The organism is Cedecea sp. P7760 (assembly GCF_013386425.1).
Lineage (GTDB): Bacteria > Pseudomonadota > Gammaproteobacteria > Enterobacterales > Enterobacteriaceae > Cedecea > Cedecea selenatireducens.
Genome location: NZ_JACARU010000012.1, coordinates 17,920 through 42,191, shown reverse-complemented (window position 1 = coordinate 42,191; position 24,272 = coordinate 17,920). Strand labels below are relative to the sequence as shown.

The following is a 24,272-nucleotide window of genomic DNA, read 5'->3' as shown; positions in this document are numbered from 1 at the left end:
GTCTGTGCCGCACATATCGTTTGTTGTTAAGGAGTTGTCATGAGTATTGCGCGTATTAAACCCGAAGCTCGCTGGTCTGATGCTGTTATCCATAACCAGACCGTGTACTACACCGGCGTGCCTGAAAACCTGGATGCCGACGCTTACCAGCAGACGGCAAATACCCTTGAGCAAATTGACACCCTGCTGGCCGAGCTTGGCAGCGATAAGACCCGCATTCTGGATGCGACTATTTTCCTGCCGGACGGCGAGGATTTTGCGGCAATGAATAAAGCGTGGGATGAGTGGGTTGTGGCGGGTAAAGCGCCGGTACGCTGCACCGTACAGGCTAAACTGATGAACCCGCGTTACAAAGTGGAAATCAAAATCATCGCCGCCGTGTAACGCAAAGCCGTTGAGGCCCGGCTAGTCCTGCGGGTCTTCTTCTTCGTCGTCTTCATCTTCAAAGCGTGCGACGATGTTACCGCCGGTGTGCGAGGCACGGATCTCACTGGCCACCAGGGCGATGGCTTCGCCGCTGCTCATGCCGTTTGCCATCAGTTCGTGAATACGCTCGACGGCCTGCTGCTGCTGCTCGTGGCTAAGCGCCGGTAATCCTGAAATCATATCGAACTCCTGTTACAGTGCTGGAGCCGCTACTTTACTCTGCTCCAGACGATGCTACCAAGATGAATGTTATAGCTACCCCCGATTTTTACGAACTCAGCTGGCAGCCCGATGCCGTTCAGCACTATTTTCGCCCTGTTTCGGGCCAGCCCTGGGCCATGCTGCTCCATTCCGGGTTTGCCGATCACCCTCATAACCGTTTCGACATTATGGTCGCCAATCCGCTGGCTACGCTGGTCACGCGCGGGCAGGAAACGATTATTGAGCGCGACGGCAATCTGTCGCATCACGAAGATTGCCCGCTTGAGCTGCTACAAAATACGCTGAACAGCTTTGGTTTTCTCGCACAGTCCCAATCTGATTTCCCCTTCTGCGGCGGCGCGCTGGGTTTATTTGGCTACGATTTGGGGCGACGTTTTGAAACATTACCCGTGACGACGGAGCAGGATTTAACCACCCCGGATATGGCCGTGGGTATTTATGACTGGGCGCTGATTGCAGACCATCAGCTTGAGCGCCTGACGCTGGTCTGCTGCGGAGACATCGAGTCTCGTCTGGCCTGGCTTGAGGCGTTGAAACCACGCCAGCCTGCCCAACCTTTCAGGCTGACCAGCGAATGGCATTCCAATATGTCGCGCGAAGCTTACGGTGAGAAATTCTGCCAGATTCAGGCTTATTTAAGCAATGGAGACTGTTACCAGGTCAATCTTGCCCAGCGCTTCAGCGCCAGCTATGAAGGTGATGAATGGCAGGCATTCGAGCGGCTTAATCAGGCAAACCGCGCGCCGTTCAGCGCCTTCCTCAGACTGCCTGAAAGCTGCATTCTTAGCCTTTCCCCGGAACGCTTCGTGCTGCTTGAAGGCAAGCAAATCCAGACCCGGCCGATTAAGGGCACCCTGCCGCGTCTGGCAACGCCTGAAGCCGATGCCGCACAGGCAAACCGGCTGGCAAACTCAGCTAAAGACCGCGCAGAAAATCTGATGATTGTTGATTTGCTGCGCAACGATATTGGCCGCGTGGCGGTACCGGGCAGCGTCAAAGTGCCTGAGCTTTTCGTGGTCGAGCCGTTCCCTGCGGTTCATCATCTGGTGAGCACGATTACCGCTGAGCTTCCCGAAACCCTCAGCGCCTGCGATCTCCTGCAGGCCACCTTCCCCGGGGGGTCGATTACCGGCGCGCCCAAAGTGCGGGCAATGGAGATTATCGAAGAGCTGGAGCCACAGAGGCGCAACGCATGGTGCGGCAGTATCGGCTACATTAGCTTCTGCGGCAATATGGATACCAGCATCACCATCCGCACGCTGACCGCTGAAGGCGGAAAATTATACTGTTCTGCCGGCGGCGGGATCGTCGCCGACAGTAACGAAGCGGCGGAATATCAGGAAACTTTTGACAAAGTTAATCGTATTTTGCCCCTACTGGAGAGTTAATGCATGGTCGGTTCGTCCCTGACGCTGAATGATTTCCTCACCCGCTTTCAACTGCTGCGCCCTACTGAAAGCGGCCCTGTCAGCAACAAACGTCAGGCGGCGGTACTGGTACCGATAGTGCGTCGGCCTCAGCCGGGGCTTTTACTCACCCAGCGTTCCATCATGCTGCGTAAACACGCGGGCCAGGTGGCCTTCCCCGGCGGGGCGGTAGACGACACCGACAGTTCGCTGATTGCCGCCGCATTGCGCGAGGCTCAGGAAGAAGTCGCCATTCCGCCAGAGTGTGTCGACGTTATCGGCACCCTTCCCCCGGTGGACAGCGTGACCGGTTTCCAGGTAACGCCCATTGTCGGCATTATTCCACCCGATTTACCGTGGCGCGCCAGCGAAGATGAAGTGTCGGCGGTCTTTGAGATGCCGCTTGCCGAAGCGCTTCGCCTCGGACGCTACCATCCTTTAGACATCCATCGCCGCGGCAACGCGCACCGCGTGTGGCTATCCTGGTATCAACGTTATTTTGTCTGGGGTATGACGGCGGGCATAATTCGGGAACTTTCTTTACAGGTAGATAGCGATCCAGACGACAGTTTAAAACGCTGAAAATGGCTATATTTAATAACCATAAAGGCCATAAATCATCTGCTATTAGGTGGTTTATGGTTAAGCATTAGTTTAATTCATGTGAATAGTTTCCTGGTGGAACCAATAAATTTTTAAACTAGCGCTTAGCCATTTCAAAGCATCATGTTCCATGAAACAGGGTGCTATCAGAGGAGTTTTAGCGTGATTAGCATATTCGACATGTTCAAGGTCGGCATCGGGCCATCCAGCTCCCATACCGTCGGGCCAATGAAGGCCGGGAAACAGTTTGTCGACGCACTGATCGAACAAGGGCTGCTGGACAGCACCACCCGTATTGCGGTGGACGTCTACGGTTCCCTTTCCCTGACGGGGAAAGGCCACCACACCGATATCGCGATTATCATGGGTCTGGCGGGCAACCAGCCGGATAACGTTGATATCGATGCCATTCCAGCCTTTATCCGCGACGTAGAAACTCGTGGTCGTCTGCTTATCGCTCAGGGCCGCCATGAAGTCGATTTCCCGCAGGATAACGGCATGCGTTTTCGCAGCGATAACCTGCCGTTGCATGAAAACGGCATGCAGATCCACGCCTACAACGGCGACAAAGAGATCTACAGCAAAACCTACTACTCCATCGGCGGCGGTTTTATCGTTGACGAAGAGCATTTCGGGAAAGATTCGGTAAACGAAGTTTCCGTGCCTTATCCGTTCAACTCCGCCCAGGAAATGCTGCAGCACTGTAAGGACACCGGGCTGTCCGTGTCCGGCATGGTGATGCAGAACGAACTGGCGCTGCACAGCCGCCAGGAAATCGAAGATTACTTCGCCAACATCTGGCAGACCATGCGCGCCTGTATCGACCGGGGCGTAAACACCGAAGGCGTGCTGCCTGGCCCGCTGCGAGTACCGCGTCGTGCATCTGCCCTGCGCCGTATGCTGGTGTCCAGCGACAAGCTCTCCAGCGACCCGATGAACGTGGTTGACTGGGTGAACATGTTTGCGCTGGCGGTGAACGAAGAGAACGCCGCCGGTGGGCGCGTCGTTACGGCCCCAACCAACGGCGCCTGCGGGATTGTTCCGGCAGTATTGGCCTACTACGACCACTTTATCGAGCCGGTCACGCCAGACACCTGGATTCGTTATTTCCTGGCTTCCGGTGCCATCGGCGTGCTCTACAAAATGAACGCCTCAATCTCCGGGGCGGAAGTCGGCTGCCAGGGCGAAGTTGGCGTTGCCTGTTCGATGGCGGCCGCGGGCCTTGCGGAAATTATGGGCGCGGCCCCTGAGCAGGTTTGCATCGCTGCGGAAATCGGCATGGAGCACAACCTTGGCCTGACCTGTGACCCGGTCGCCGGGCAGGTTCAGGTGCCTTGTATCGAACGTAATGCCATTGCCTCGGTTAAAGCAATCAACGCTACCCGCATGGCGATGCGCCGTACCAGCGCGCCACGCGTTTCGCTCGATAAAGTCATTGAAACGATGTATGAGACAGGCAAAGACATGAACGCCAAATACCGCGAAACATCGCGAGGCGGCCTGGCGATTAAGGTTCAGTGTGATTAAGAATAAGTTGCCAGAAAGTCGGGGAGCAAGAGACCAATACTCCCGCTCATCCAGCCTTAAATCAGAAATATAAGCCACATTCGGCGCCGCTTATGCGGCGCTCAGATTGATGACAAACAGCCGAAAAACGTGGTTTTCGACTGTTTGGAGCAAACCAGAGAACATTATTCATTGTTTTTAGTAGACCTGGGTTCGGACTTTTTTAGAGCAATTAACTTTGTCAGCAGTCTCGGCGCCGCTTTTTTATCTTATCTTTTTTTATTTTTTTGCCACCCTGATATCCCACTACACTTTGATGATAACGTTACGCCTCACTTCTTGCGGCGAGAAACAGGGAAACAGGGATGCAAACGGCACAGCGGATTATTTCTGACTATCGCCGCAGGCGAGTTATTGTCTGCGCCGTACTCGCCATTTTAGTTTTAATCGTCACGCTTAGCGTCAGGTACACGACCGAACGAAACCTTAACGAACAACGCGTAGCTCAGTTTAATCAAAGAGTTATAAATACCCTTGATACACTTCTCGCCCCGCTTAATACCGTCAGCGACGACATCATGCAGCTTATCGGCACCTCCTGCGCCGATGCCCAATTAAAAATCCGCGAGCACGCGGCAAAAATGCAAACGGTGCGCGCCATTGGCTTAATCCAGGACGGCGTTCTTTATTGCTCCAGTATTTATGGCAGCCGCGATGTGGGAATTCATCAGCTCCATACCCGCCTGCCTTCGCCCGACCCTTTGCTCTTTTTATCGCGTGACAGCTCGCTGTTAAAAGGCACTCCGGTACTGATTTTCTGGCGCCCGCAGCCAGGCGAAACGCGTGATGGCGTTATGCAGATTATTAATATCCAGATGCTCACCAGCCTGTTGCTAAAACCGGAGCACCCCTGGGTGACACGCGCGGTGCTTAACGTTGGCAACGATCATCTGGAATACGGCTCGGGCCTGCAGGCTAAGATCGTTCCGGATGAGGATCAGGTTTCTCAGCAAACGGCTTCAAAACTTTACCCTTACTCCATCACCGCAATCGGGCCTTCCGCCGACCAGCTGACGCTGCAAAACCTGCCGTCGCAGCTCCCGCTGGCCTTACTGCTCAGCATGCTGGTGGGCTACATTGCCTGGCTCGCCACCGCCAACCGCATGAGCTTCTCCTGGGAAATCAACCTCGGCCTTGCCGCCCGGGAATTTGAAGTCTTTTGCCAGCCGCTGGTCAGCGCCCGAAATTTAGAATGCGTTGGCGTGGAGCTGCTGCTGCGCTGGAATAACCCGAGGCAGGGCTGGATTTCACCGGAGGTATTTATTCCCCTGGCGGAGCAGCAGCAGCAAATCGCCCCGCTCACGCGATTTGTGCTGGATGAAACCGTACGCCACCTTGAGATATTCCCTAAAACGCCAGGGTTTCACATTGGCCTGAACGTTGCCGCCAGCCACTTCCACGACGGCGCGATTATTCGCGACCTGAAACGCTACTGGTTCCCGGCGACGCCGAAGCAAAAACTGACGCTTGAGCTCACCGAGCGTAACGCCCTGCCCGCGATGGATCACAGCGTGGTTCAGGAGCTACACAGGCTCGGTATTGACCTGGCTATCGATGATTTCGGCACCGGGCACAGCTCGCTCGCCTATCTCGAGACGCTGAATCCCAATGTGCTGAAAATAGACAAATCCTTTACCGCCGCTATCGGTACCGATGCGGTTAACTCTACGGTGACGGATATTATTATTGCCCTTGGGCAAAGGCTGGATATCGATCTGGTGGCTGAAGGGGTGGAAACGCAGGAGCAGGCAGAGTATCTAAGGCGTAACGGTGTGGCGGTGTTGCAGGGCTTTTTATACGCAAAACCCATGCCGCTGAGGGATTTTGCTCACTGGCTCGAGGGCAACATGCCGCCGCCCCCTCGCCATGAAGACCGGGCTATCCCGGTCTTCCCTGCGCGCTGAATTACTCTTCTTCGTCCTCGTGTGGAGAGCGTTCTTTCTCCACGCGAACCAAATCGACCCGGTAATCATTCGCTTCAACTATCTGAATACGCAGCGGCGGCACTTCGATAACGTCTCCCACTTTAGGGATATGGCCGTTCACCGAAATCACCAGGCCCGCAATAGAGGCGATGTCCTGTTCGTCGTGCATCAGGCGATGAATGTCCAGACGCTGCTGAAGCGCATGAAGATCGGTGGAACCTTTCACCAGCCAGCCTTCACCGTCACGCACTATCTCTGGGGTTTCGTCCGCATCCGGGAATTCACCGGCAATCGCTTCCAGCACGTCCAGCGGCGTGACCAGGCCCTGTACCACGCCAAATTCGTTGTTCACGATAACGAAGCTGCCGCGGGCCCGACGCAGCACGCCAAGCAGGTTGATCGGGTCCAGCGTTTCCGGCACCACAATGGCCGGAGACTGCGCGGCAATCGCCGCCACGTCAGCGCCTTCGTCCAGCGCCACCAGCAGCTCTTTCGCACGCACTACGCCGATGATTTCATCCAGTTCACCACGGCATACCGGGAACAGGCTGTGCGGGGACTCCAGCAGCTCCGCGCGGATCTCAGAGACGCTTTTCATAGCATCAACCCAGGAGATCTCCCCGCGTGGCGTCATGATGCTGCGCAGTGAACGTGACGCCAGGGTCAGCACGCCGTTAATCATGTAGCGCTCTTCTTCGGCGAAAGATTCGGCCTCAATAGGCCTCATCGCTTTGCTGTCTTCGCTGTGCTGCGTACGCTCCTGACGTTTGCCGCTCATCATGCGCAGAATCGCATCGGCGGTACGGGCGCGTAGCGGCTGGCGAGACTGATGACGAATAAAGTTACGACGGGCGATCTGGTTAAACAGCTCGATGATTATCGAGAAACCGATGGCCGCGTACAGGTAGCCTTTCGGAATGTGGAAGCCAAAACCTTCCGCGACCAGGCTCAAACCAATCATCAGCAGGAAGCTCAGACAGAGCACAACCACCGTCGGATGCTGGTTGACAAAATTGGTCAGCGGCTTGGAGGCCAGCAGCATAACGCCCATCGCAATGACGACCGCAGCCATCATGACAGGCAGATGGTTTACCATCCCCACGGCGGTAATTACCGCATCCAGCGAGAACACGGCGTCCAGCACTACAATCTGCAATACCACCACCCAGAAGCTGGCATAGCCTTTACCGTGCCCGTCGTCGTGCTGGCGGTTTTCAAGGCGCTCGTGCAGCTCCGTTGTGGCTTTAAACAGCAGGAAGATACCCCCCAGCAGCATAATCAGGTCGCGGCCCGAGAACGTGAAGTCAGCAACGCTGAACAGCGGCGCCGTAAGCGTGACAAGCCACGAGATCAGCGACAGCAGCGCCAGTCGCATAATCAGCGCCAGCGACAGGCCGATCAGTCGAGCCTTATCGCGCTGTTTCGGCGGCAGTTTGTCCGCCAGAATGGCAATAAAGACCAGGTTATCAATACCCAGTACGATTTCCAGCACCACAAGCGTGAGTAAACCCGCCCAGATTTGCGGGTCCATTAACAGTTCCATGTCAGACTCCCGTCCTGGGCGCAGAAAATCTGCATTCCGTGAGTAACGGACGCAAAATAGCTAGTGAATCGTATTTGCGGGTGCGAAACGCCGCTGAGAAGGGGGGATTTAGGCATCCCGGCAGTGAAAAGACGTCGGTGACGGTCCATAGGGTGGGCTACTGCCCGCTACTCCTGAAAGTGAATCGGACGCTAACATTATCAAAGGAAACCGGGCTTTGGCAAAGATTTACCTGACTTTGCAATTTTTTTGCAACTTCCGATGACCATATTTTACAGCGTAATTGTTTGAATTAGTGACAAAGTTAAATTACGGATCTTCATCACATAAATTATTTTTTCACTGTCTAAAATAATTCCGGCAAATAGTTTGTTCTACTTTGAACGTGTTATCTGAATCGATTCGCTAAAACCGAGACCGATACACCACCGCACCCTTCGAGGGGTGTTGTAATGACAAAAACAGGAGGTAGCAAGTGACTATTGCTATTGTCATAGGCACACATGGCTGGGCAGCGGAACAATTGCTGAAAACCGCCGAAATGCTATTAGGCGAACAAGAAAACGTTGGCTGGATAGATTTCGTCCCGGGTGAAAATGCTGAAACCCTGATCGAGAAATATAACGCACAGCTGGAGAAACTGGACACCAGCAAAGGCGTGTTATTCCTCGTGGATACCTGGGGTGGCAGTCCATTCAATGCAGCAAGCCGTATCGTTGTTGATAAAGAACATTACGAAGTGGTCGCCGGGGTCAATATCCCGATGCTGGTCGAAACCCTGATGTCGCGTGACGACAACCCTACCTTCGACGATCTGGTCGCACACGCGGTAGAAACCGGCCGTGAAGGCGTGAAGGCGCTGAAGGCCAAACCGGTAGAAAAAGCAGCACCTGCTGTCGCCGCCGTGCCGAAAGCCGCAGCACCGGCCAAACCGATGGGGCCAAACGACTACATGAATATCGGTCTGGCACGTATCGACGACCGCTTAATTCATGGCCAGGTTGCTACCCGCTGGACGAAAGAAACCAACGTCACCCGCATCATCGTCGTTAGCGACGAAGTGGCGGCGGACACGGTCCGTAAAACTCTGCTGACTCAGGTCGCACCGCCGGGCGTTACCGCACACGTCGTGGATGTCGCGAAAATGATCCGCGTTTACAACAACCCTAAATATGCCGGCGACCGCGTGATGTTGCTGTTCACCAACCCAACCGACGTGGAGCGTATCGTCGAAGGCGGCGTAAAAATCACCTCCGTTAACATCGGCGGTATGGCGTTCCGCCAGGGCAAAACCCAGGTCAACAACGCTATTTCCGTAGATGAAAAAGATATCGAAGCTTTCAAAAAACTGAATGACCGCGGTATTGAGCTCGAAGCGCGGAAAGTGTCTACAGATCAAAAACTGAAAATGATGGATCTGATCGCTAAAGTTAAATGATTGTCATCACTAATAATATTGCTCAGATTTCACACATAAGTCATCGTCAATAGGAGAAGTACAATGGAGATTACCACTCTTCAGATTGTGCTGGTGTTTGTCGTAGCCTGTATCGCCGGTATGGAGTCGGTGCTCGATGAATTTCAGTTCCACCGTCCGCTTATCGCCTGTACTTTAATCGGCGCCGTACTCGGCGACATGAAAACCGGCATCATCATCGGCGGTACGCTGGAAATGATTGCCCTGGGCTGGATGAACATCGGTGCCGCCGTGGCGCCTGATGCCGCCCTCGCCTCAATTATCTCTACCATCCTGGTTATCGCCGGGCACCAAAGCATCGGGGCGGGTATCGCGCTGGCGATTCCACTTGCCGCCGCGGGCCAGGTACTGACCATTATCGTTCGTACCATTACCGTGGGCTTCCAGCACGCAGCGGATAAGGCCGCCAACAACGGCAACCTGACGGCGCTGTCCTGGATCCACGTTTCTTCTCTGTTCCTGCAGGCAATGCGTATCGCGATTCCAGCGGTTATCGTCGCCATCTCCGTAGGCACCAGTGAAGTTCAGAACATGCTGAACGCCATTCCTGAAGTGGTCACCAGCGGCCTGAACATCGCCGGCGGCATGATCGTGGTAGTGGGTTACGCAATGGTCATCAACATGATGCGTGCGGGCTACCTGATGCCGTTCTTCTACCTCGGTTTCGTTACCGCGGCGTTCACCAACTTCAACCTGGTGGCACTGGGCGTGATTGGCGCAGTTATGGCCATCCTCTACATCCAGCTGAGCCCTAAATATAACCGTAGCGCTGGCGCGCCGGCCCAGGCTTCTGCCGCTAACGATCTTGATAACGAACTGGACTAACAGGTGAGCGAAATGGTTGATTCCACTAAATTAGCGACTGAGAAGAAAATCACCCAGAGTGATATCCGTGGCGTATTCCTGCGTTCAAACCTGTTCCAGGGTTCATGGAACTTCGAGCGTATGCAGGCGTTAGGCTTCTGTTTCTGTATGGTGCCGGTTATCAAACGACTGTACCCGGAAAACAACGAAGAACGCCGTCAGGCCATCAAGCGTCACCTGGAGTTCTTTAACACCCACCCTTACGTTGCCGCCCCGGTGCTTGGCGTTACGCTGGCGATGGAAGAGCAGCGTGCTAACGGCGCAGCGATTGACGACGGTGCGATAAACGGCATCAAGGTTGGCCTGATGGGGCCGCTGGCAGGCGTGGGTGACCCTATTTTCTGGGGTACCGTACGTCCGGTCTTTGCTGCCCTGGGCGCGGGTATCGCGATGAGCGGTAGCCTGCTTGGGCCACTGCTGTTCTTCATCCTGTTCAACGCCGTGCGCCTGCTGACCCGCTACTATGGCGTGGCCTATGGCTATCGCAAAGGGGTCGATATCGTTAAGGATATGGGCGGCGGCTTCCTGCAGAAACTGACGGAAGGGGCGTCCATTCTCGGCCTCTTTGTCATGGGGGCACTGGTTAACAAGTGGACGCACGTTAACATCCCGCTGGTGGTGTCAAAAATCACCGACCAGACCGGGGCCGTTAAGGTTACTACCGTACAGACTATCCTTGACCAGCTGATGCCGGGCCTGGTCCCGCTGCTGCTGACCTTCGCCTGTATGTGGCTGCTGCGCAAAAAGGTCAACGCGCTGTGGATAATCATGGGCTTCTTCGTCATCGGTATTGTGGGTTACGCTATCGGCCTGCTGGGCCTGTAATTTGTTGTGATAACCGGGGGCACTTAGCCCCCGGTTTTTTTATCTTTAACGGGAGGTTTCATGACGCTGACGGATGTCGTGCTGGTTGTTTTCATCGCGCTGCTGCTGGCTTTTGCGGTTTACGATGAGTTCTTGATGGACAAGTTGAAGGGCAAAACCCTGCTTAAAATCCCCCTGCTTCGCCGCAACCGTGTCGACAGCGCCATCTTTGTCTTTCTCATCGGCATCCTCATCTACAACAACATCACCTCTCACGGTACCCCGCTGACCACATGGTTATTATCTGCTCTGGCATTGATGGCCATTTATCTGTCGTGGTTCAGGCAGCCTAAGATTTTGTTCAAAAGCCATGGTTTTTTCTTCGCCAATGTTTGGGTGGAATATAACCGTATTAAAGAGATGAATTTATCCGAGGACGGCGTGCTGGTGCTGCAATTAGAACAGCGGCGCTTATTGATTCGGGTAAAGAATATTGATGATCTCGAAAAAATCTACAAGTTAATGGTTGCAACTCAATAAGTTACAATTATAGCAATGTCTATATTTGTGGCTTATTTTTCGCCATTAAAAACATAGCCTATGCTATTTCTTAAGATTTGTGCGGCTTTATTTTAACGTTTCCTTTGCATATGCAGTTAAATGCAAATCGTTATCAATAAATGACGATAAAAAATAGAATTCAAAGATTGTTTTAATTTAAAAAAATATGTTAAGGTTGCGCCCGTCGTTGGGGAGTAGCCGATTTCTGCCATAGGCAGAAATGTACATGTCAACATACTCGTTATATCCGTCCTTGAGATTAACGTGGCATGTACGCCTCAGAGTTCTGAGTAGGCGAGACCATAGGCACGCGCCATCGTAAAGTTGGGGATGGTTTGCGTGTATATGGATATCCCCAACTGAGGCAATATGATGAATCTCTCCGCCACTATTCTTCTTGCTTTCGGCATGTCCATGGATGCTTTCGCCGCTTCCATCGGTAAAGGTGCCACGCTCCATAAACCTAAATTTTCCGAAGCCCTTCGTATCGGCCTTATTTTTGGCGTTATCGAAGCGATTACTCCGCTTATCGGCTGGGGACTTGGTCTGCTGGCAAGCCAGGTCGTGCTGGAATGGAACCACTGGGTCGCATTTATCCTGCTGGTGTTCCTCGGCGGGCGTATGGTGCTGGAAGGCTTCCGTGGCGCAGGGCAGGAAGAAGCGCCAAAAATTCATCGCCACGGCTTCTGGCTGCTGGTCACCACTGCGATTGCCACCAGCCTCGATGCGATGGCCGTGGGCGTCGGCCTTGCCTTCCTGCAGGTCAATATTATTCAGACGGCGTTAGCCATCGGCTGCGCGACGGCAATCATGTCAACGTTGGGTATTATGGTAGGCCGCTTTATCGGCCCGATACTGGGGAAACGCGCCGAGATCCTCGGCGGTATTGTCCTGATAGGCATTGGCTGCCAGATTATGTACAGCCATTTCACCGCGTTTAACTGATTAATCGCGCTGCCAGACCCGTACTACAAAATCTGTTTCACAGCTAAACGCCGTTTCTGCCTTCAACGCTTCCCATACTTCCGGGCGGGCGCGCCAGGCGAACGGCGTCATTTGCAGCAGGGCTGCGGCTTCATCGCCGCGCAGGCTCATTGTCCAGCCCGGCTGCAGCGTTTGCTGCAGGGTAAAGCCCGGCATAGCTTCCACTTCTTCGCTGTGTAATACGATATCCTGGTAAATCAGCCCTTTGAGCTGCATCAAATGGCGTGGTCCAGGCGTGGCGGTAATCACCACGCCGCCATGCTTCACCACTCTCGCCAACTCTTCGGCCTTGCAGGGAGCAAAAATGCGCACAATCGCATCCATGCTTTCATCGGCAAACGGCAGGCGGTGGCTGGATGCCACGCAGAATTTAACTTCACGGTAGCGTTTCGCCGCGTAGCGAATAGCGACTTTTGAAACATCCAGCCCCCTGGTCTCTCCGCCCTTCTCTGCCACCACGCCAGCAAATCCCGCCGTGTAATAGCCCTCACCACAGCCAATATCCAGTAATGCAGAAGGCGTTATCGTCTTTAAAATCTGGCAAATAGCATCCCGCAGAGGCTGGTAGTGCCCGGCGTCGAGAAAAGCCCGGCGAGCCTGCATCATTTCCGCGCTGTCACCCGGATCTTTCGAACGTTTATGCTGAACGGGCAGCAAATTAACATAGCCTTCTTTGGCTACATCAAATTGATGCCCCTGGGGGCAGCGATAACCGTTCGCGCCAGCGGCAAGCACGGTATGGCAGAGTGGGCAAAGCCAGGACATAGAGAACTCCGGAGGCAATAAAGGGCGCAAGTGTAACGCCAAACGCCCCTTTTGCGAAACCGCTACATGGCGGCGTGGTCATTCTCCATTTTGTTCAACACCATCATGCTGTTGTCTCCGGCCGGCAGCCCGTCGGGCTCAATATTTTCGAGGCGTAAAACATCTCCCATGATCTGGCTGAACACGGGGGCCGACACCGCACCGCCGTAGTATTTACCGTTTGAAGGATCGTTAATCACCACCACCAGCGCATAGCGAGGATTGCTGGCCGGGGCCACGCCTGCCGTATAGGCAATGTACTGATCGACATATTTACCATCCGGGCCGATTTTTTTCGCCGTCCCTGTTTTCACCGCCACGCGGTAGCCATGCACCGCAGCCTTAACACCGCCGCCGCCGGGCAGCGCGACGCTTTCCATCATGTGTTCCACTTCATGAACAATCTCTTCCGGCATGACTCTCTGCCCTTCGACCGGCGGATCAACACGCGTGATGGAGAGTGGGCGGGAAATACCAAAGCTGCCGATAGTCGCATAGACGTGAGCAAGCTGGAGCGGCGTTACCATCAGGCCATAGCCAAACGCAAAAGTCGCTCTGTCCAGCTCGCCCCAGCGCTGACGTACCGGCAGCAGGCCACGACTTTCCCCCGTCAGCCCAATTGACGTTGGCACGCCGAAACCAAATTTATGGTAGGTATCCCAGATATGCTGGACTGGCATCGCCAGCGAAAGGCGTGAAACCCCGGTATCGCTTGATTTTTGCAGCACCCCGGTCAGCGTCAGCTGCGGATAAAAACCAACGTCGCGGATATGGTGCCCGTCAAGCGTAAACGGATGGGTATCAATCACGCTGTCCGGCCGGACTATTCCCTGCTGCAGAGCCGTCATCACCACCATCGGTTTTACCGTAGAGCCGGGTTCGAAGGTGTCGCTTATTGCACGGTTACGGAAGTCATCAAGCGTGGCATCCTCACGATTGTTCGGGTTAAAGGTGGGATAGTTGGCCATCGCCAGCACTTCACCGGTTTGTACGTCGATAACCACCGCCGCACCGGATTCTGCTTTGTTCCACGACACGGCGTTGCTCAGCGCGTCTTCGGTGACGGTTTGCAGCCGTTCATCGATACTGAGTTGAATATTGTGCGCGGGACTGGCCGGGTTCTCGGTAATATTTTCTACCACGTGACCATAGCGGTCTTTACGCACCAGACGTTCACCTTCTTTGCCGGTGAGCTGCTGGTTAAAGCTTTTCTCGATGCCCTCAATACCCTGATCGTCAATGTTGGTGAAGCCAATCAGGTTGGCACCCACCCGCCCGGCGGGATAAAAACGACGTGATTCATCGCGCAGCGCGATGCCGGGAATATTCAGTTTGTCGATGTACTGTGCCTGTTGGGGATCCAGCTGCCGAGCGAGATAGATAAAACGGCCGCGTTCGTTGCTGTGAATACGAGCGGCAAATTAGATGGCAGTCACGTTAACTGCAGCAGGGCCTTTCTGGCCGTCCTGGATTTCGAATTCAACGTTCTGGCCTTCAGCCAGAGTTTTGAAGCCGTTACCCTGGATTGCAGAGAAGTGTACGAATACATCTTTGCTGCCGTCAGCTGGAGTAATGAAACCAAAACCTTTAGACTCGTTGAACCACTTAACTTGACCTTTAATCTTTGCCATTTTGCAAATTCCTTAGATTGTATTCTTCGCCCGCAGGCATAACTTAGATAAAACAGAGACATTACTGCATGAGGCACTAATATAAGGCTCGGCAGAGAAGCGGTATTCAACGACAACGTGTTTACTCAGGTCTTCTTTACTGAAAATGCCACACATAAACAGAACTGTACCTCGTTTAACCCAACGTGTTATCACACACAACGTAAACAATGGCAAGCCATTTTTAAGCATGTGTCGATCTGCCGCACAGATTCAGAAAATTACACGATTACTTTAAGAAAGTAATCTGCGCTTATTGACGTAAATTTTCGCCACGTAAAGTTACCGCAAGAGATTGTGTTTCAACAACATTCCGGCAACTTTGGAACCTTAGCGTAAACCTTACTTTTCGTCCAGATATCCGTTTAATAAAATCCACTTTTGAGGATATATCTTTATGATTTTTTATGCATATCTATGCACAAATTAACCTAAGGCCAGTCAGGACGTCAGGATAACGGCTTTCGCCATGGCCTTTTAAATGCACTGCAGAATAAAGCTTGTACAGCAGACCGATTATAATGCACCAAAATAATGAAAGTTTAATGACAAATTGCCCCAGGATAAGGCAATAAAAACGTTTCGATGAATTAAAAGAGAGACTGACCGCTGATTTAATGGACACAAATAGAAATAGAATCATCACAAGAAGTGATAATAATAAATTCTTATTTTTTCGTTAAGGGCAAACTTTGACCAATACGCAGCGGAGAAAACACATCATCGCTTTCCCCCTGCTCATCCAATGCCTCACGCAATTCCCGGGGCGGTTTATCGAGCGACTCATCGGCAAGTTCAAATACTCCCCAGTGAATAGGAATCGTCGTGGGTTTGCCCATCTTTTGCCATAGCGCAACGGCCTGCTGAGGATCCATATGGTGATCCCCCATAAACCAGCGAGGTTCATAGGCGCCGATAGGCAATGCCGCCATATCAAACGGACCTAATCGCCGGGAGATCTCTGCCAGAGACTCGGTGTAACCGGAATCGCCGCTGAACCAAAAGCGCAGCGAGCCGTGCTCGACAACCCAGCCGCACCACAGCGAGCGATTACGATCCCAAAAAGTTCGCATACTCCAGTGGCGGGCCGGCACGGCGGTGAAAACCATGCCGCACCAGTTAAAGCTTTGCCACCAGTCCAGCTCCGTCACCTGCTCTATTCCACGCTTGCTGAACCACGCCTTCAGGCCAAGCGGCACGAAAAAATGCACGTCCGGGAAACGTTTGACCAACCTGCGTACGGTTTTGCTGTCCAGATGGTCGTAATGGTTATGTGAAATAAGTACCGCATCCAGCCGGGGGAGCTGTTTAAGATCGATTGGCACTTCGGTGCGCCGGGAGGGTCCAGCAAAAGAAACGGGGGATGCACGGCGAGAAAAAACGGGGTCGGTCAGTAAAAAGTAGCCATGGAGCCGCAGTAACAAACTGGCATGCCCCAGCCACCACACGCGGTCATCGCTGCCGCTCAGGTCTGCGCGCTGCCACCAGCGTTCAATAAACGTTGAATACCCTTCGACGGGAGGATGCGGGAGCTGCTGCGCTTTACGCTCCTGACGCCACCGTTTGACGTCGCCGGGCTGCCGTACAGCCGGTTCCGCATTGCGAAATCCGTCGGGCAGATGGTGGGATAATTGCGGGTTGTACCAGGGGTTTTTCCAGCTCATCCCACCTCCAGCCTGTTTAGCGTTCAGCTACCAGACGCACAAAGTCGTCGTCATTATCTTCTTGCGCAGCCACAGCCGGTTTTTGCTCCGACTCCGGTTCGTTTGCTTCACACAGACGGCGCAGCAAAGCGTTTTGACGCTTTTGTAAATCCACCAGCTCTTCAAGCAAGGCAATCTGATCGTTTGCACGGCTGCTGGAACGGTTCACAAAAAACCACAATACAAGGCCCACAATCAACGTCACCAGCGAGATAGCCAGCGGCATGATATTCAGAGCGCTAAAACCCATTTCGTTCATCTTACCACCTCAAAAAAAATGCATTCTACACCTGAGGCAGAGAGAGAAGCATCACTACCAGGGGATAAATTTATTAATGGTACAAATGCCGCTGAAAAATTGCACATCCTGGTCGCACATCACATTTATCATTTGAGTCCATAACAGCAGGCAGGTAACCACAATCACTAAAACAATCACCCATCTGTACTTTCTCACTACAACGCCACCTCTTGACCATAGAATTTCGATAATTTACCACTATCCAACTAAACCATAAGTAACGTTTCCTGCTTTTTCATTTCAGAATCATCAGATTGTGACATCTGTAATCCAGGATAAGCTTGCTACAAAGATTGATTGATGTTTGAGGTAAGTATGCGCGTGATTATTCGTACGGTAATTGTTATCGCCATCGTCTGGACAGGTTTATTGCTCTCCGGGTACGGCGTGTTGATTGGCAGCAAAGAAAATGCAGCCGGGCTAGGACTGCAGTGTAAGTACCTCACGGCACGTAATACCGTGACTGCACAGTTTATTCATACCGACAGCGGGATTATTGGCCTGACCGACTGCCCGCTGCTGCGTAAAGTCGATAAAACTATTGATAATGGGTAGACAGACCTGGCCGTGGCTTTACGCGGCCCGCTTTCACGAATCAGAAAGGATAGTGATGGTAGCCCATCTGCCGTGACAGCGTGCGGGCTGCCTCATGCAGAATCTTCACGTATTCAGCCAGCCCTTCCTCAGTGTAGCGTAACGTTGGGAATGAAATGCTCATTCCAGCAATGACCACACCAAAACGATCGAACACCGGCACCGCTACGCAGCGGATGCCCTCTTCCTGCTCTTCGTTATCTTCCCCGTAACCCTGTTTACGAACCTGCTCAAGCACCGGGAGAAGCGCTTCAGTGCTGACGATAGTGCGTTCCGTGCTGCGGACGTATTCAACGTCGCCGAGAATATCCAGAACCTCCCCGCGCTCCCGCCACGCCAGCAATACCTTGCCAATAGCCGTGCTGTAAAGCGGATTGCGACGCCCTACGCGGGAGTACATTCTTAGATTATAGAGCGAGTCAATTTTATGAATATAAACAATGCTGCTTTCGTCCAGCGCGCCGAGGTGAATGGCTTCTCTGGTCAGCCGGGACAGTTCGCGCATCTGTAAATCCGCGCTACGGATGAGGTCGACGTTTTGCAGCGCGCCGCTGCCCAGCTCAAAAAGCTTCAGCGTGAGCGCATATTTTTCCGACTCCTCTTCCTGAGAAACATAGCCTAAGGATTTCATGGTCTGCAAAAAGCGATACACGGTGCTTTTGGACATCATCACTCGCTGAGACAGTTCGGTTATTCCAATTTCTTTTTCCTCACCAAGCGCCTGCAAGATGCCGAAAACTTTCAGCACGGAAGAAACTGAATCGGGTTGTTTATCGGGATCTGAGAGTGCCATGTATCACCTCGGGCGTTGTTGTTTTATAAAAATCGGAACTGCTTTTTAGTATATGGATGCCCCGCGGGAGCCGCAATTAAAGCCTGCTGATTCGTTACAAATCTGCGGCATTCACGAGATTAATTGATGATAAAATCATTACCCTCCTAACGACTTCAGACAGCACATTTCAAGTATGGATAAATTCGTGTCCGACGGCTTACCTGCGCCTCAACGTTATGGTGCCATTCTCACCATCGCGCTCGGCATTATGATGGCCGTTCTGGACGGCGCTATCGCTAACGTCGCCCTGCCTACCATTGCTCATGATTTAAACGCCAGCCCGGCGGAGTCTATTTGGGTGGTTAACGCCTATCAGATAGCGATCATCGTTTCGCTGCTGTCACTTTCATTTCTCGGCGATATTTTTGGCTACCGTCGTATCTATCAGTGCGGCCTGGTGCTGTTCTGCCTGACGTCGCTGTTTTGCGCCACCTCAACCTCTCTGCCAATGTTGACGTTTGCCCGTGTGCTGCAGGGATTTGGCGGTGCGGCGCTGATGAGCGTCAACACCGCGTTGATTCGCCTTATTTACCCTCAGCGTTTTCTTGGCCGGGGTATGGGCGTCAATTCGTTTATCGTGGCCGTTTCCTCAGCCGCTGGCCCTACCGTTGCCGCGGCGATCCTTTCCGTCGCTTCCTGGCAATGGCTGTTTTTGATCAACGTGCCGATTGGCATTGTTTCGCTGGTTTTGGCCCTGCGCTATTTGCCGCCTAATCAGCAGAAATCTCAGGGTCAACGCTTTGATATTCCGAGCGCGATAATGAACGCCCTGACCTTCGGCCTGCTGATTTCGGCTATCAGCGGCTTTTCGCAAGGCCAGCCTGGCTCAGTCATTATTGGTGAGCTGGCCGCGCTGGTGATAATCGGCTATTTCTTTATTCGTCGCCAGCTGCGCCTTCCGTTCCCGCTGCTGCCGGTTGACCTGCTGAGGATCCCGATTTTTTCGCTGTCTATCGGCACCTCAATATGCTCGTTTGGCGCCCAGATGCTGGCGCTGGTCTCCCTGCCCTTTTTTATGCAAACCGTGCTGGGGCGGAGTGAAGTTGAAACCGGGCTGCTGTTAACGCCGTGGCCGCTGGCGACCATGGTGATGGCTCCGCTGGCGGGCTACCTGATCGAGCGGGTTCACGCCGGCCTGATGGGTGCCGTGGGGCTTTTCGTGATGGCCTGCGGCCTTTTTGCTTTGGCAATGCTGCCGCACGATCCGTCCGATATCAACATCATCTGGCGTATGGTGCTTTGTGGCGCAGGCTTTGGCCTTTTCCAGTCGCCAAACAACCACACCATTATCTCATCCGCGCCCCGTCATCGCAGCGGAGGTGCCAGCGGCATGTTGGGCACCGCCCGCCTGCTGGGCCAAAGCTGCGGGGCCGCGCTGGTGGCGCTAATGTTTAACCTGTTTGGCGCGAGCGGCACCCATGCCTCGCTGATACTGGCGGGGATCTTTGCCACCGTGGCCGCCGTTGTCAGCGGGCTCAGAATGTCCCAGCCTCGGGTACAGGCATAAAAAAAGCGTGCCGCGAGGGCACGCTTTTTCAGTTCAATGTTCCCGTTACTTCAGGTATTCACCGCTGCGCAGCGCTTCGATACGTTTGTCCAGCGGCGGGTGGGTCATGAACAGTTCGCTCATTGACTTAGCCTTACCGTTAATGCAAAACGCCATCATGCTGCTGGCTTCCTGCGGCTCATAGCTGGTTTTCAGACGCTGCAGCGCAGCAATCATCTTCTCGCGACCCACCAGTTTCGCAGAACCGGCATCGGCGTGGAATTCACGGTGACGTGAGAACCACATGGTGATGATGCTCGCCAGAATACCAAACACCAGCTCCAGCACCGTAGCGACCGCAAAGTAAATCAGCGGGTTACCGTTGCTGCTTTCGTTTTCATCACGGTTCCCGGACAGGAAGCCGGAAGCTACCTGAGCGATGATGCGGGAAATAAAGATAACGAAGGTGTTCACCACGCCCTGAATCAGGGTCATCGTCACCATGTCGCCGTTGGCGATGTGGCTAATTTCGTGGGCGATAACCGCTTCGGCTTCGTCACGGCTCATGTTCTGCAACAGACCCGTGCTGACCGCCACCAGAGAAGCGTTACGTCGCGCCCCGGTAGCAAACGCATTGATGTCCGGCGCATGATAAATCGCCACCTGCGGCATCGCGATCCCCGCCTGCTGCGACTGCTGGCGCACGGTTTCGATTAACCAGCGCTCAGTTTCGTTACGAGGCTGCTCAATCACCTCACCGCCTACTGAACGTAACGCCATCCATTTTGACATCAGCAGGGAAATAATTGAGCCGCCAAAGCCAAACAGCACCGCCATGATCATCAGACCCTGAACGCTGCTTGACTGGATCCCCGTCAGGCTTAGCACCAGCCCGAAAACGACCATTACCGCAAGGTTGGTCAGCAGGAAAAGCCCGATACGCATCATAATTTTCTTTTTACCTCGGTTAAAAACACGCTCTTTGCGCTCCACAACATCGTAGGGGCGCGCCGCCTATTTTCAAGCATCTGACGCCGCCAAGTGATTAATAATACATAACTTTACATTTTGTATGCATTTGTCTTACATCGCTGGAGACAGGTAAAAAAATGGGCACCGTTTCGGGTGCCCATCCGGGAGAGTTATTTCGCCGGAGCCGGCTGCTCCGCCGGCCTGTCCTGCTCTATGCCGGCCAGGTCGACGGCAATGTGAACCGTTTCGTCCAGATACGGATCGGCTTCCTGATAGTCCTTCGGCAGGTCGTCGAGTTTCTTAATCGGCGCTTTGCCTTCACGTTTGAAGCGATCGTTGATTCGGGCCAGGCGCGTAGCATCGTCTTCCTGATTCTCTTTTTCGCGCTGGGCGTAATTGAGGGAAACGATATTACGTTTTTCTTTCAGGGCATTGAAACGCGCAATGTCCTTCATGATGTACTGGAACTCCGGATCTTTTGCGATGCGCTCCTGATGCAGCTTCAGCAGCTCCGGCTCGAACGGCGTTAAATCACCGGTCTTCACGTAGGTCGCCGCATTGATGCTGTCCCAAGGCAACGCATTGTCTTCGAACTTCTCACCGGTTTCCGTTTGCTCGGTCCCGGTCGGCATCATGATGTCTGGAGTTACACCTTTACGCTGGGTACTGCCGCCGTTGATGCGGTAGAACTTCTGAATGGTGTACTGCACGGACCCCAGCGCTGGCCACTCAGGGCGCAGCATCTGATCGTAGATGCGGTTCAGAGAGCGATACTGCTGGACGGTGCCTTTCCCGAAGGTCGGCTCGCCGACAATCAGCGCACGGCCGTAATCCTGCATTGCCGCAGCAAAGATTTCAGAGGCCGAGGCGCTAAAGCGGTCAACCAGCACGACCAGCGGGCCTTTGTAGTAAACCACGCCGTCGGTATCGCTATCTTCACGGACTTTACCGTTGTTGTCGCGAACTTGAACTACCGGACCACTTGGGATAAACAGGCCGGACAGAGAAACCGCTTCGGTCAACGCGCCGCCGCCGTTAGAACGCAGATCGATAATCACGCTCTTGACGTTCTGTTTTTCCAGCTTCTGCAGCTGAACCTTCACGTCATCGGTGAGGCCAACGTAGAAGCCAGGAATATCCAGCACGCCGACTTTATCTTTACCGACCGTTTTCACCGACATTTTGACCGCACGGTCTTCCAGACGGATACGCTCACGGGTCAGCGTCACGGTACGCGTTTTGGTCCCTTTGCCCGCAGGCAGGATCTCAAGGCGAACTTTGCTGCCTTTTGGCCCTTTAATCAGCGCCACGACGTCGTCCAGACGCCAGCCGATAACGTCAACCATCGGTTTGCCCGTCTGGCCTACGCCAACGATGCGATCGCCTACGGTAATGGCCTTGCTTTTCGCCGCAGGACCGCCCGCAACCATCGAATTGATCAGCGTGTAGTCATCGTCCATCTGCAGAACCGCGCCGATGCCTTCCAGAGAAAGGCTCATTTCGGTGTTGAACTGTTCGGTGCTGCGCGGGGAAAGATAGTTGGTGTGAGGATCTATCTCATGCGCAAACGCGGTCATCGCCAGCGAGAACACATCTTCGCTGTTGCTTTGCGCCAGACGGCGGATCGCAAACTGATAGCGTTTGGTCAGCGTTTCACGAATTTCCTGCTCGGTTTTACCGGCCAGCTTCAGGCTCAGCTCGTCGTACTTAACTTTTGCGTCCCAGAGCTTGTCCAGCTCATCAACGCTTGTCGGCCACGGCGACTTGCTGCGATCCAGATTAATGGTGTCGTTGCCGGTGAAGTCCATTGGCTTCGCCAGCACCTTCAACGCGTACTGATAGCGTTCAAAACGGCGCTTCTGACCCAGATTGTATAAATCATAAAATACGTCGAGCTTACCGCTACGCAGCTCGTCACCAATCTGCCCTTTCTTCGCGGCAAATTGCGCAACGTCACTTGCCAGCAGCACGTTATGGCTGTAGTCCAGCAGGTTCAGGTAGCGATCGAAGATTTTTGCCGAGAAGTTAGCGTCAAGATCGAACTGACGGTAGTGCGAGCGCGTAAAGCGAGACGTCACGCGCTCGCTTACGGTTGCGTGCTGAGCTTCTTCCTTCAACTGCGGAATCTGGTCAGCACGAGTAATGTTGTCCAGGGCCAGGGCACTGCCTGCCACGAACAGCAGGCTGGCGATAGCCGTAAGCTTAAAGAGTTTGTTCATGCCTGAGTCAGGCCTCCGTTTCAGAACTGCAAGTGTTCTGCGCGTACGATCATTGCCATACCAGAAGTCAGCTGTACACGGACGCCATCTTTGGTAATTTCCAGTACGGTAGCATCCATTGCGTTGTTACCGGCTTTAACTTTAATGGCCTGTCCAACCTGCAGAGCGGTAATATCCGTAACCGGGGTTCGACGCTCTTCGCGAGGTGCCTTAGGTGCCGGTTTTTCCGTCCGAGGTTTGCGCTCAGCGGCTTCTTTACGACGAGGTGCTGCGGCCGGGCGAGGTTTACGTTCGCGGCGCGGAGCCTCTTCCGTTCCGCCAGCGGCGGCGGCTGCTTCGCGTTTCTTCGCCTGCTGTTCAGCGCGCTGGGCCTGAACGCGGGCTTTTGCTTCCTCAAGCTGCTGGCGAGCATGTTCTACATGCTGTTCGTCCAGCTCACCGCACGGGTTGCCATCAAGATCTACGCGAGTCGCGCCAGCTTTGATGCCGTACAGGTAACGCCAGCTTGATGTATAAAGGCGTAATGCCGAGCGAAGCTGAGTTTTGCTGAGGCTCATTTCGCCTTCAACACGAGAAACTAAATCCTGGAAGATACCAATCTTCAACGGACGGGCTTCACCTTCAGCGCTAAAACAGCGTGGAAAACGCTCGGCCAAAAATGCGATGACTTCTTTACTACTATTCAACTTAGGTTGATTTTCCATGAAATTTCCTGATTACAACGGAGTTGCCAATAAGTCGCAGGCATGAACAGGCGACATTATAATGACGCCATCGCTAAATGCCACGTTATCCGTTGCTTATCATGCTATCGAGGGAAGAATTTTTTAAAATCAGTGCCGCTTAGCACGTCTGAAAGCCGCGAAACCAAGGTTTTTAAACCGATTTCGTCTTCTTCTGAAAAACGGCCGTACTCGGTGCTGTCGATATCCAGGACGCCGATCGTCTGACCATCAACCGTCAACGGCAAAACGATTTCAGAATTGCTGGCTGCATCGCAGGCGATATGCCCATCAAAGGCGTGCACGTCTTCGACACGTTGGATCGTTCCTGTGGAGACAGCAGTACCGCATACGCCCTTACCTACAGGAATACGCACGCAGGCTATTTTGCCCTGGAAGGGTCCCAGGACTAGCGTTTGTGCCTCAAGAAGATAGAATCCTGCCCAGTTAACACCGTCCAGACGTTCAAACAGCAAAGCACTGGTATTTGCCAGCGTTGCGAGGAAGCTGGTTTCACCTGCCATTAACGCACTAAAATCGCGGTTGAGATCCGCGTAAAATTGTTCTTTGTTCATTAAATAACCG

The 24,272-nt window shown here is 53.5% G+C and carries 25 protein-coding genes, 1 pseudogene and 1 riboswitch; of the genes and pseudogenes, 12 read left to right on the top strand and 14 right to left on the bottom strand.

The features are described 5' to 3' along the window. Window positions 1–39: 39 nt before the first annotated feature. Complete coding sequence (locus tag HX778_RS05020; RefSeq protein WP_038482110.1) at window positions 40–384, top strand: RidA family protein; 345 nt, start codon at window positions 40–42, stop codon at window positions 382–384. Between the two features lie 21 nt (window positions 385–405). Here HX778_RS05020 and HX778_RS05015 read toward each other — a convergent pair whose 3' ends face one another. Continuing rightward, window positions 406–606: a YoaH family protein gene (locus tag HX778_RS05015; protein WP_038482107.1), complete on the bottom strand. Its 201-nt coding sequence runs from the start codon at window positions 604–606 to the stop codon at window positions 406–408. 62 nt (window positions 607–668) lie between these two features. Here HX778_RS05015 and pabB point away from each other — a divergent pair, with 62 nt between their 5' ends. The 4 genes from pabB to HX778_RS04995 all read left to right on the top strand — a co-directional run bounded on the left by pabB (window position 669) and on the right by HX778_RS04995 (window position 6,127). Continuing rightward, the gene (pabB, locus tag HX778_RS05010) at window positions 669–2,036 is read left to right on the top strand and encodes an aminodeoxychorismate synthase component 1 (protein WP_176981420.1); all 1,368 of its coding nucleotides are present in this window, start codon (window positions 669–671) and stop codon (window positions 2,034–2,036) included. Window positions 2,037–2,039: 3 nt separating this feature from the next. Then, complete coding sequence (locus HX778_RS05005) at window positions 2,040–2,636, top strand: CoA pyrophosphatase (protein ID WP_038482101.1); 597 nt, start codon at window positions 2,040–2,042, stop codon at window positions 2,634–2,636. 183 nt (window positions 2,637–2,819) lie between these two features. Continuing rightward, window positions 2,820–4,184, top strand: a complete 1,365-nt coding sequence (sdaA, locus tag HX778_RS05000; RefSeq protein WP_038482098.1) for an L-serine ammonia-lyase — start codon at window positions 2,820–2,822, stop codon at window positions 4,182–4,184. A 344-nt stretch (window positions 4,185–4,528) separates the two neighbouring features. After that, window positions 4,529–6,127, top strand: coding sequence for an EAL domain-containing protein (locus tag HX778_RS04995; protein WP_176981419.1), 1,599 nt, complete (start codon window positions 4,529–4,531; stop codon window positions 6,125–6,127). 1 nt (window position 6,128) lies between these two features. Here the strand turns inward: HX778_RS04995 and yoaE are convergent, their stop codons facing one another. Then, window positions 6,129–7,691, bottom strand: a complete 1,563-nt coding sequence (gene yoaE / locus HX778_RS04990; RefSeq protein ID WP_176981418.1) for a CNNM family cation transport protein YoaE — start codon at window positions 7,689–7,691, stop codon at window positions 6,129–6,131. Window positions 7,692–8,166: 475 nt separating this feature from the next. On the opposite strand from yoaE, the gene manX reads away from it, so the two are divergent. The 5 genes from manX (at window position 8,167) to mntP (ending at window position 12,342) form a co-directional block, all read left to right on the top strand. After that, window positions 8,167–9,129, top strand: a complete 963-nt coding sequence (manX, locus tag HX778_RS04985; protein ID WP_038482089.1) for a PTS mannose transporter subunit IIAB — start codon at window positions 8,167–8,169, stop codon at window positions 9,127–9,129. Window positions 9,130–9,192: 63 nt separating this feature from the next. After that, a complete protein-coding gene (locus HX778_RS04980) occupies window positions 9,193–9,993 on the top strand; it encodes a PTS mannose/fructose/sorbose transporter subunit IIC (RefSeq protein ID WP_038482086.1) in 801 nt (266 codons plus the stop codon). A gap of 12 nt (window positions 9,994–10,005) precedes the next feature. Continuing rightward, entirely contained in the window at window positions 10,006–10,857 is an 852-nt protein-coding gene (locus tag HX778_RS04975; RefSeq protein ID WP_038482083.1) for a PTS mannose transporter subunit IID, read from the top strand. Window positions 10,858–10,917: 60 nt separating this feature from the next. Further along, window positions 10,918–11,376, top strand: coding sequence for a DUF986 family protein (locus HX778_RS04970; RefSeq protein WP_176981417.1), 459 nt, complete (start codon window positions 10,918–10,920; stop codon window positions 11,374–11,376). Window positions 11,377–11,574: 198 nt separating this feature from the next. After that, window positions 11,575–11,763: riboswitch (yybP-ykoY riboswitch) on the top strand. 6 nt (window positions 11,764–11,769) lie between these two features. Beyond that, window positions 11,770–12,342: a manganese efflux pump MntP gene (mntP, locus tag HX778_RS04965; protein ID WP_038482077.1), complete on the top strand. Its 573-nt coding sequence runs from the start codon at window positions 11,770–11,772 to the stop codon at window positions 12,340–12,342. On the opposite strand, the gene rlmA is transcribed toward mntP, so the two are convergent. The 7 genes and pseudogenes from rlmA to mgrB all read right to left on the bottom strand — a co-directional run bounded on the left by rlmA (window position 12,343) and on the right by mgrB (window position 17,015). After that, the gene (gene rlmA, locus HX778_RS04960) at window positions 12,343–13,146 is read right to left on the bottom strand and encodes a 23S rRNA (guanine(745)-N(1))-methyltransferase (protein WP_176981416.1); all 804 of its coding nucleotides are present in this window, start codon (window positions 13,144–13,146) and stop codon (window positions 12,343–12,345) included. Window positions 13,147–13,208: 62 nt separating this feature from the next. Continuing rightward, window positions 13,209–14,603, bottom strand: a pseudogene (gene ftsI, locus HX778_RS04955) (peptidoglycan glycosyltransferase FtsI); the annotation flags it as partial. Window positions 14,604–14,606: 3 nt separating this feature from the next. Then, a complete protein-coding gene (gene cspE, locus HX778_RS04950; RefSeq protein WP_001062678.1) occupies window positions 14,607–14,816 on the bottom strand; it encodes a transcription antiterminator/RNA stability regulator CspE in 210 nt (69 codons plus the stop codon). A 12-nt stretch (window positions 14,817–14,828) separates the two neighbouring features. Next, entirely contained in the window at window positions 14,829–14,972 is a 144-nt protein-coding gene (locus HX778_RS04945) for a DUF2627 domain-containing protein (RefSeq protein WP_008454022.1), read from the bottom strand. Window positions 14,973–15,523: 551 nt separating this feature from the next. Beyond that, entirely contained in the window at window positions 15,524–16,519 is a 996-nt protein-coding gene (locus tag HX778_RS04940) for an MBL fold metallo-hydrolase (protein WP_176981415.1), read from the bottom strand. 16 nt (window positions 16,520–16,535) lie between these two features. Next, a complete protein-coding gene (locus HX778_RS04935) occupies window positions 16,536–16,817 on the bottom strand; it encodes a YebO family protein (RefSeq protein WP_176981414.1) in 282 nt (93 codons plus the stop codon). Window positions 16,818–16,871: 54 nt separating this feature from the next. Then, window positions 16,872–17,015 (bottom strand): PhoP/PhoQ regulator MgrB, encoded by a 144-nt coding sequence (gene mgrB / locus HX778_RS04930; RefSeq protein WP_008454016.1) that lies wholly within the window; start codon window positions 17,013–17,015, stop codon window positions 16,872–16,874. 159 nt (window positions 17,016–17,174) lie between these two features. On the opposite strand from mgrB, the gene HX778_RS04925 reads away from it, so the two are divergent. Then, window positions 17,175–17,414 (top strand): YobH family protein, encoded by a 240-nt coding sequence (locus HX778_RS04925; RefSeq protein ID WP_038483480.1) that lies wholly within the window; start codon window positions 17,175–17,177, stop codon window positions 17,412–17,414. Window positions 17,415–17,454: 40 nt separating this feature from the next. On the opposite strand, the gene kdgR is transcribed toward HX778_RS04925, so the two are convergent. Continuing rightward, window positions 17,455–18,246 carry a DNA-binding transcriptional regulator KdgR gene (kdgR, locus tag HX778_RS04920; RefSeq protein ID WP_176981413.1) on the bottom strand — a complete coding sequence of 264 codons (792 nt, stop codon included), beginning with the start codon at window positions 18,244–18,246 and terminating at the stop codon, window positions 17,455–17,457. A 175-nt stretch (window positions 18,247–18,421) separates the two neighbouring features. On the opposite strand from kdgR, the gene HX778_RS04915 reads away from it, so the two are divergent. Further along, a complete protein-coding gene (locus HX778_RS04915; protein WP_176981412.1) occupies window positions 18,422–19,795 on the top strand; it encodes an MFS transporter in 1,374 nt (457 codons plus the stop codon). A gap of 45 nt (window positions 19,796–19,840) precedes the next feature. On the opposite strand, the gene htpX is transcribed toward HX778_RS04915, so the two are convergent. The 4 genes from htpX to HX778_RS04895 form a co-directional block, all read right to left on the bottom strand. After that, on the bottom strand, window positions 19,841–20,722 hold the full coding sequence (gene htpX / locus HX778_RS04910) for a protease HtpX (RefSeq protein ID WP_038483477.1): 882 nt from the start codon (window positions 20,720–20,722) through the stop codon (window positions 19,841–19,843). 194 nt (window positions 20,723–20,916) lie between these two features. Further along, window positions 20,917–22,965 carry a carboxy terminal-processing peptidase gene (gene prc / locus HX778_RS04905; RefSeq protein WP_038482046.1) on the bottom strand — a complete coding sequence of 683 codons (2,049 nt, stop codon included), beginning with the start codon at window positions 22,963–22,965 and terminating at the stop codon, window positions 20,917–20,919. Window positions 22,966–22,985: 20 nt separating this feature from the next. Then, complete coding sequence (proQ, locus tag HX778_RS04900; RefSeq protein WP_038482043.1) at window positions 22,986–23,669, bottom strand: RNA chaperone ProQ; 684 nt, start codon at window positions 23,667–23,669, stop codon at window positions 22,986–22,988. Window positions 23,670–23,773: 104 nt separating this feature from the next. After that, window positions 23,774–24,262: a GAF domain-containing protein gene (locus HX778_RS04895; protein WP_038482040.1), complete on the bottom strand. Its 489-nt coding sequence runs from the start codon at window positions 24,260–24,262 to the stop codon at window positions 23,774–23,776. Window positions 24,263–24,272: the final 10 nt, after the last annotated feature.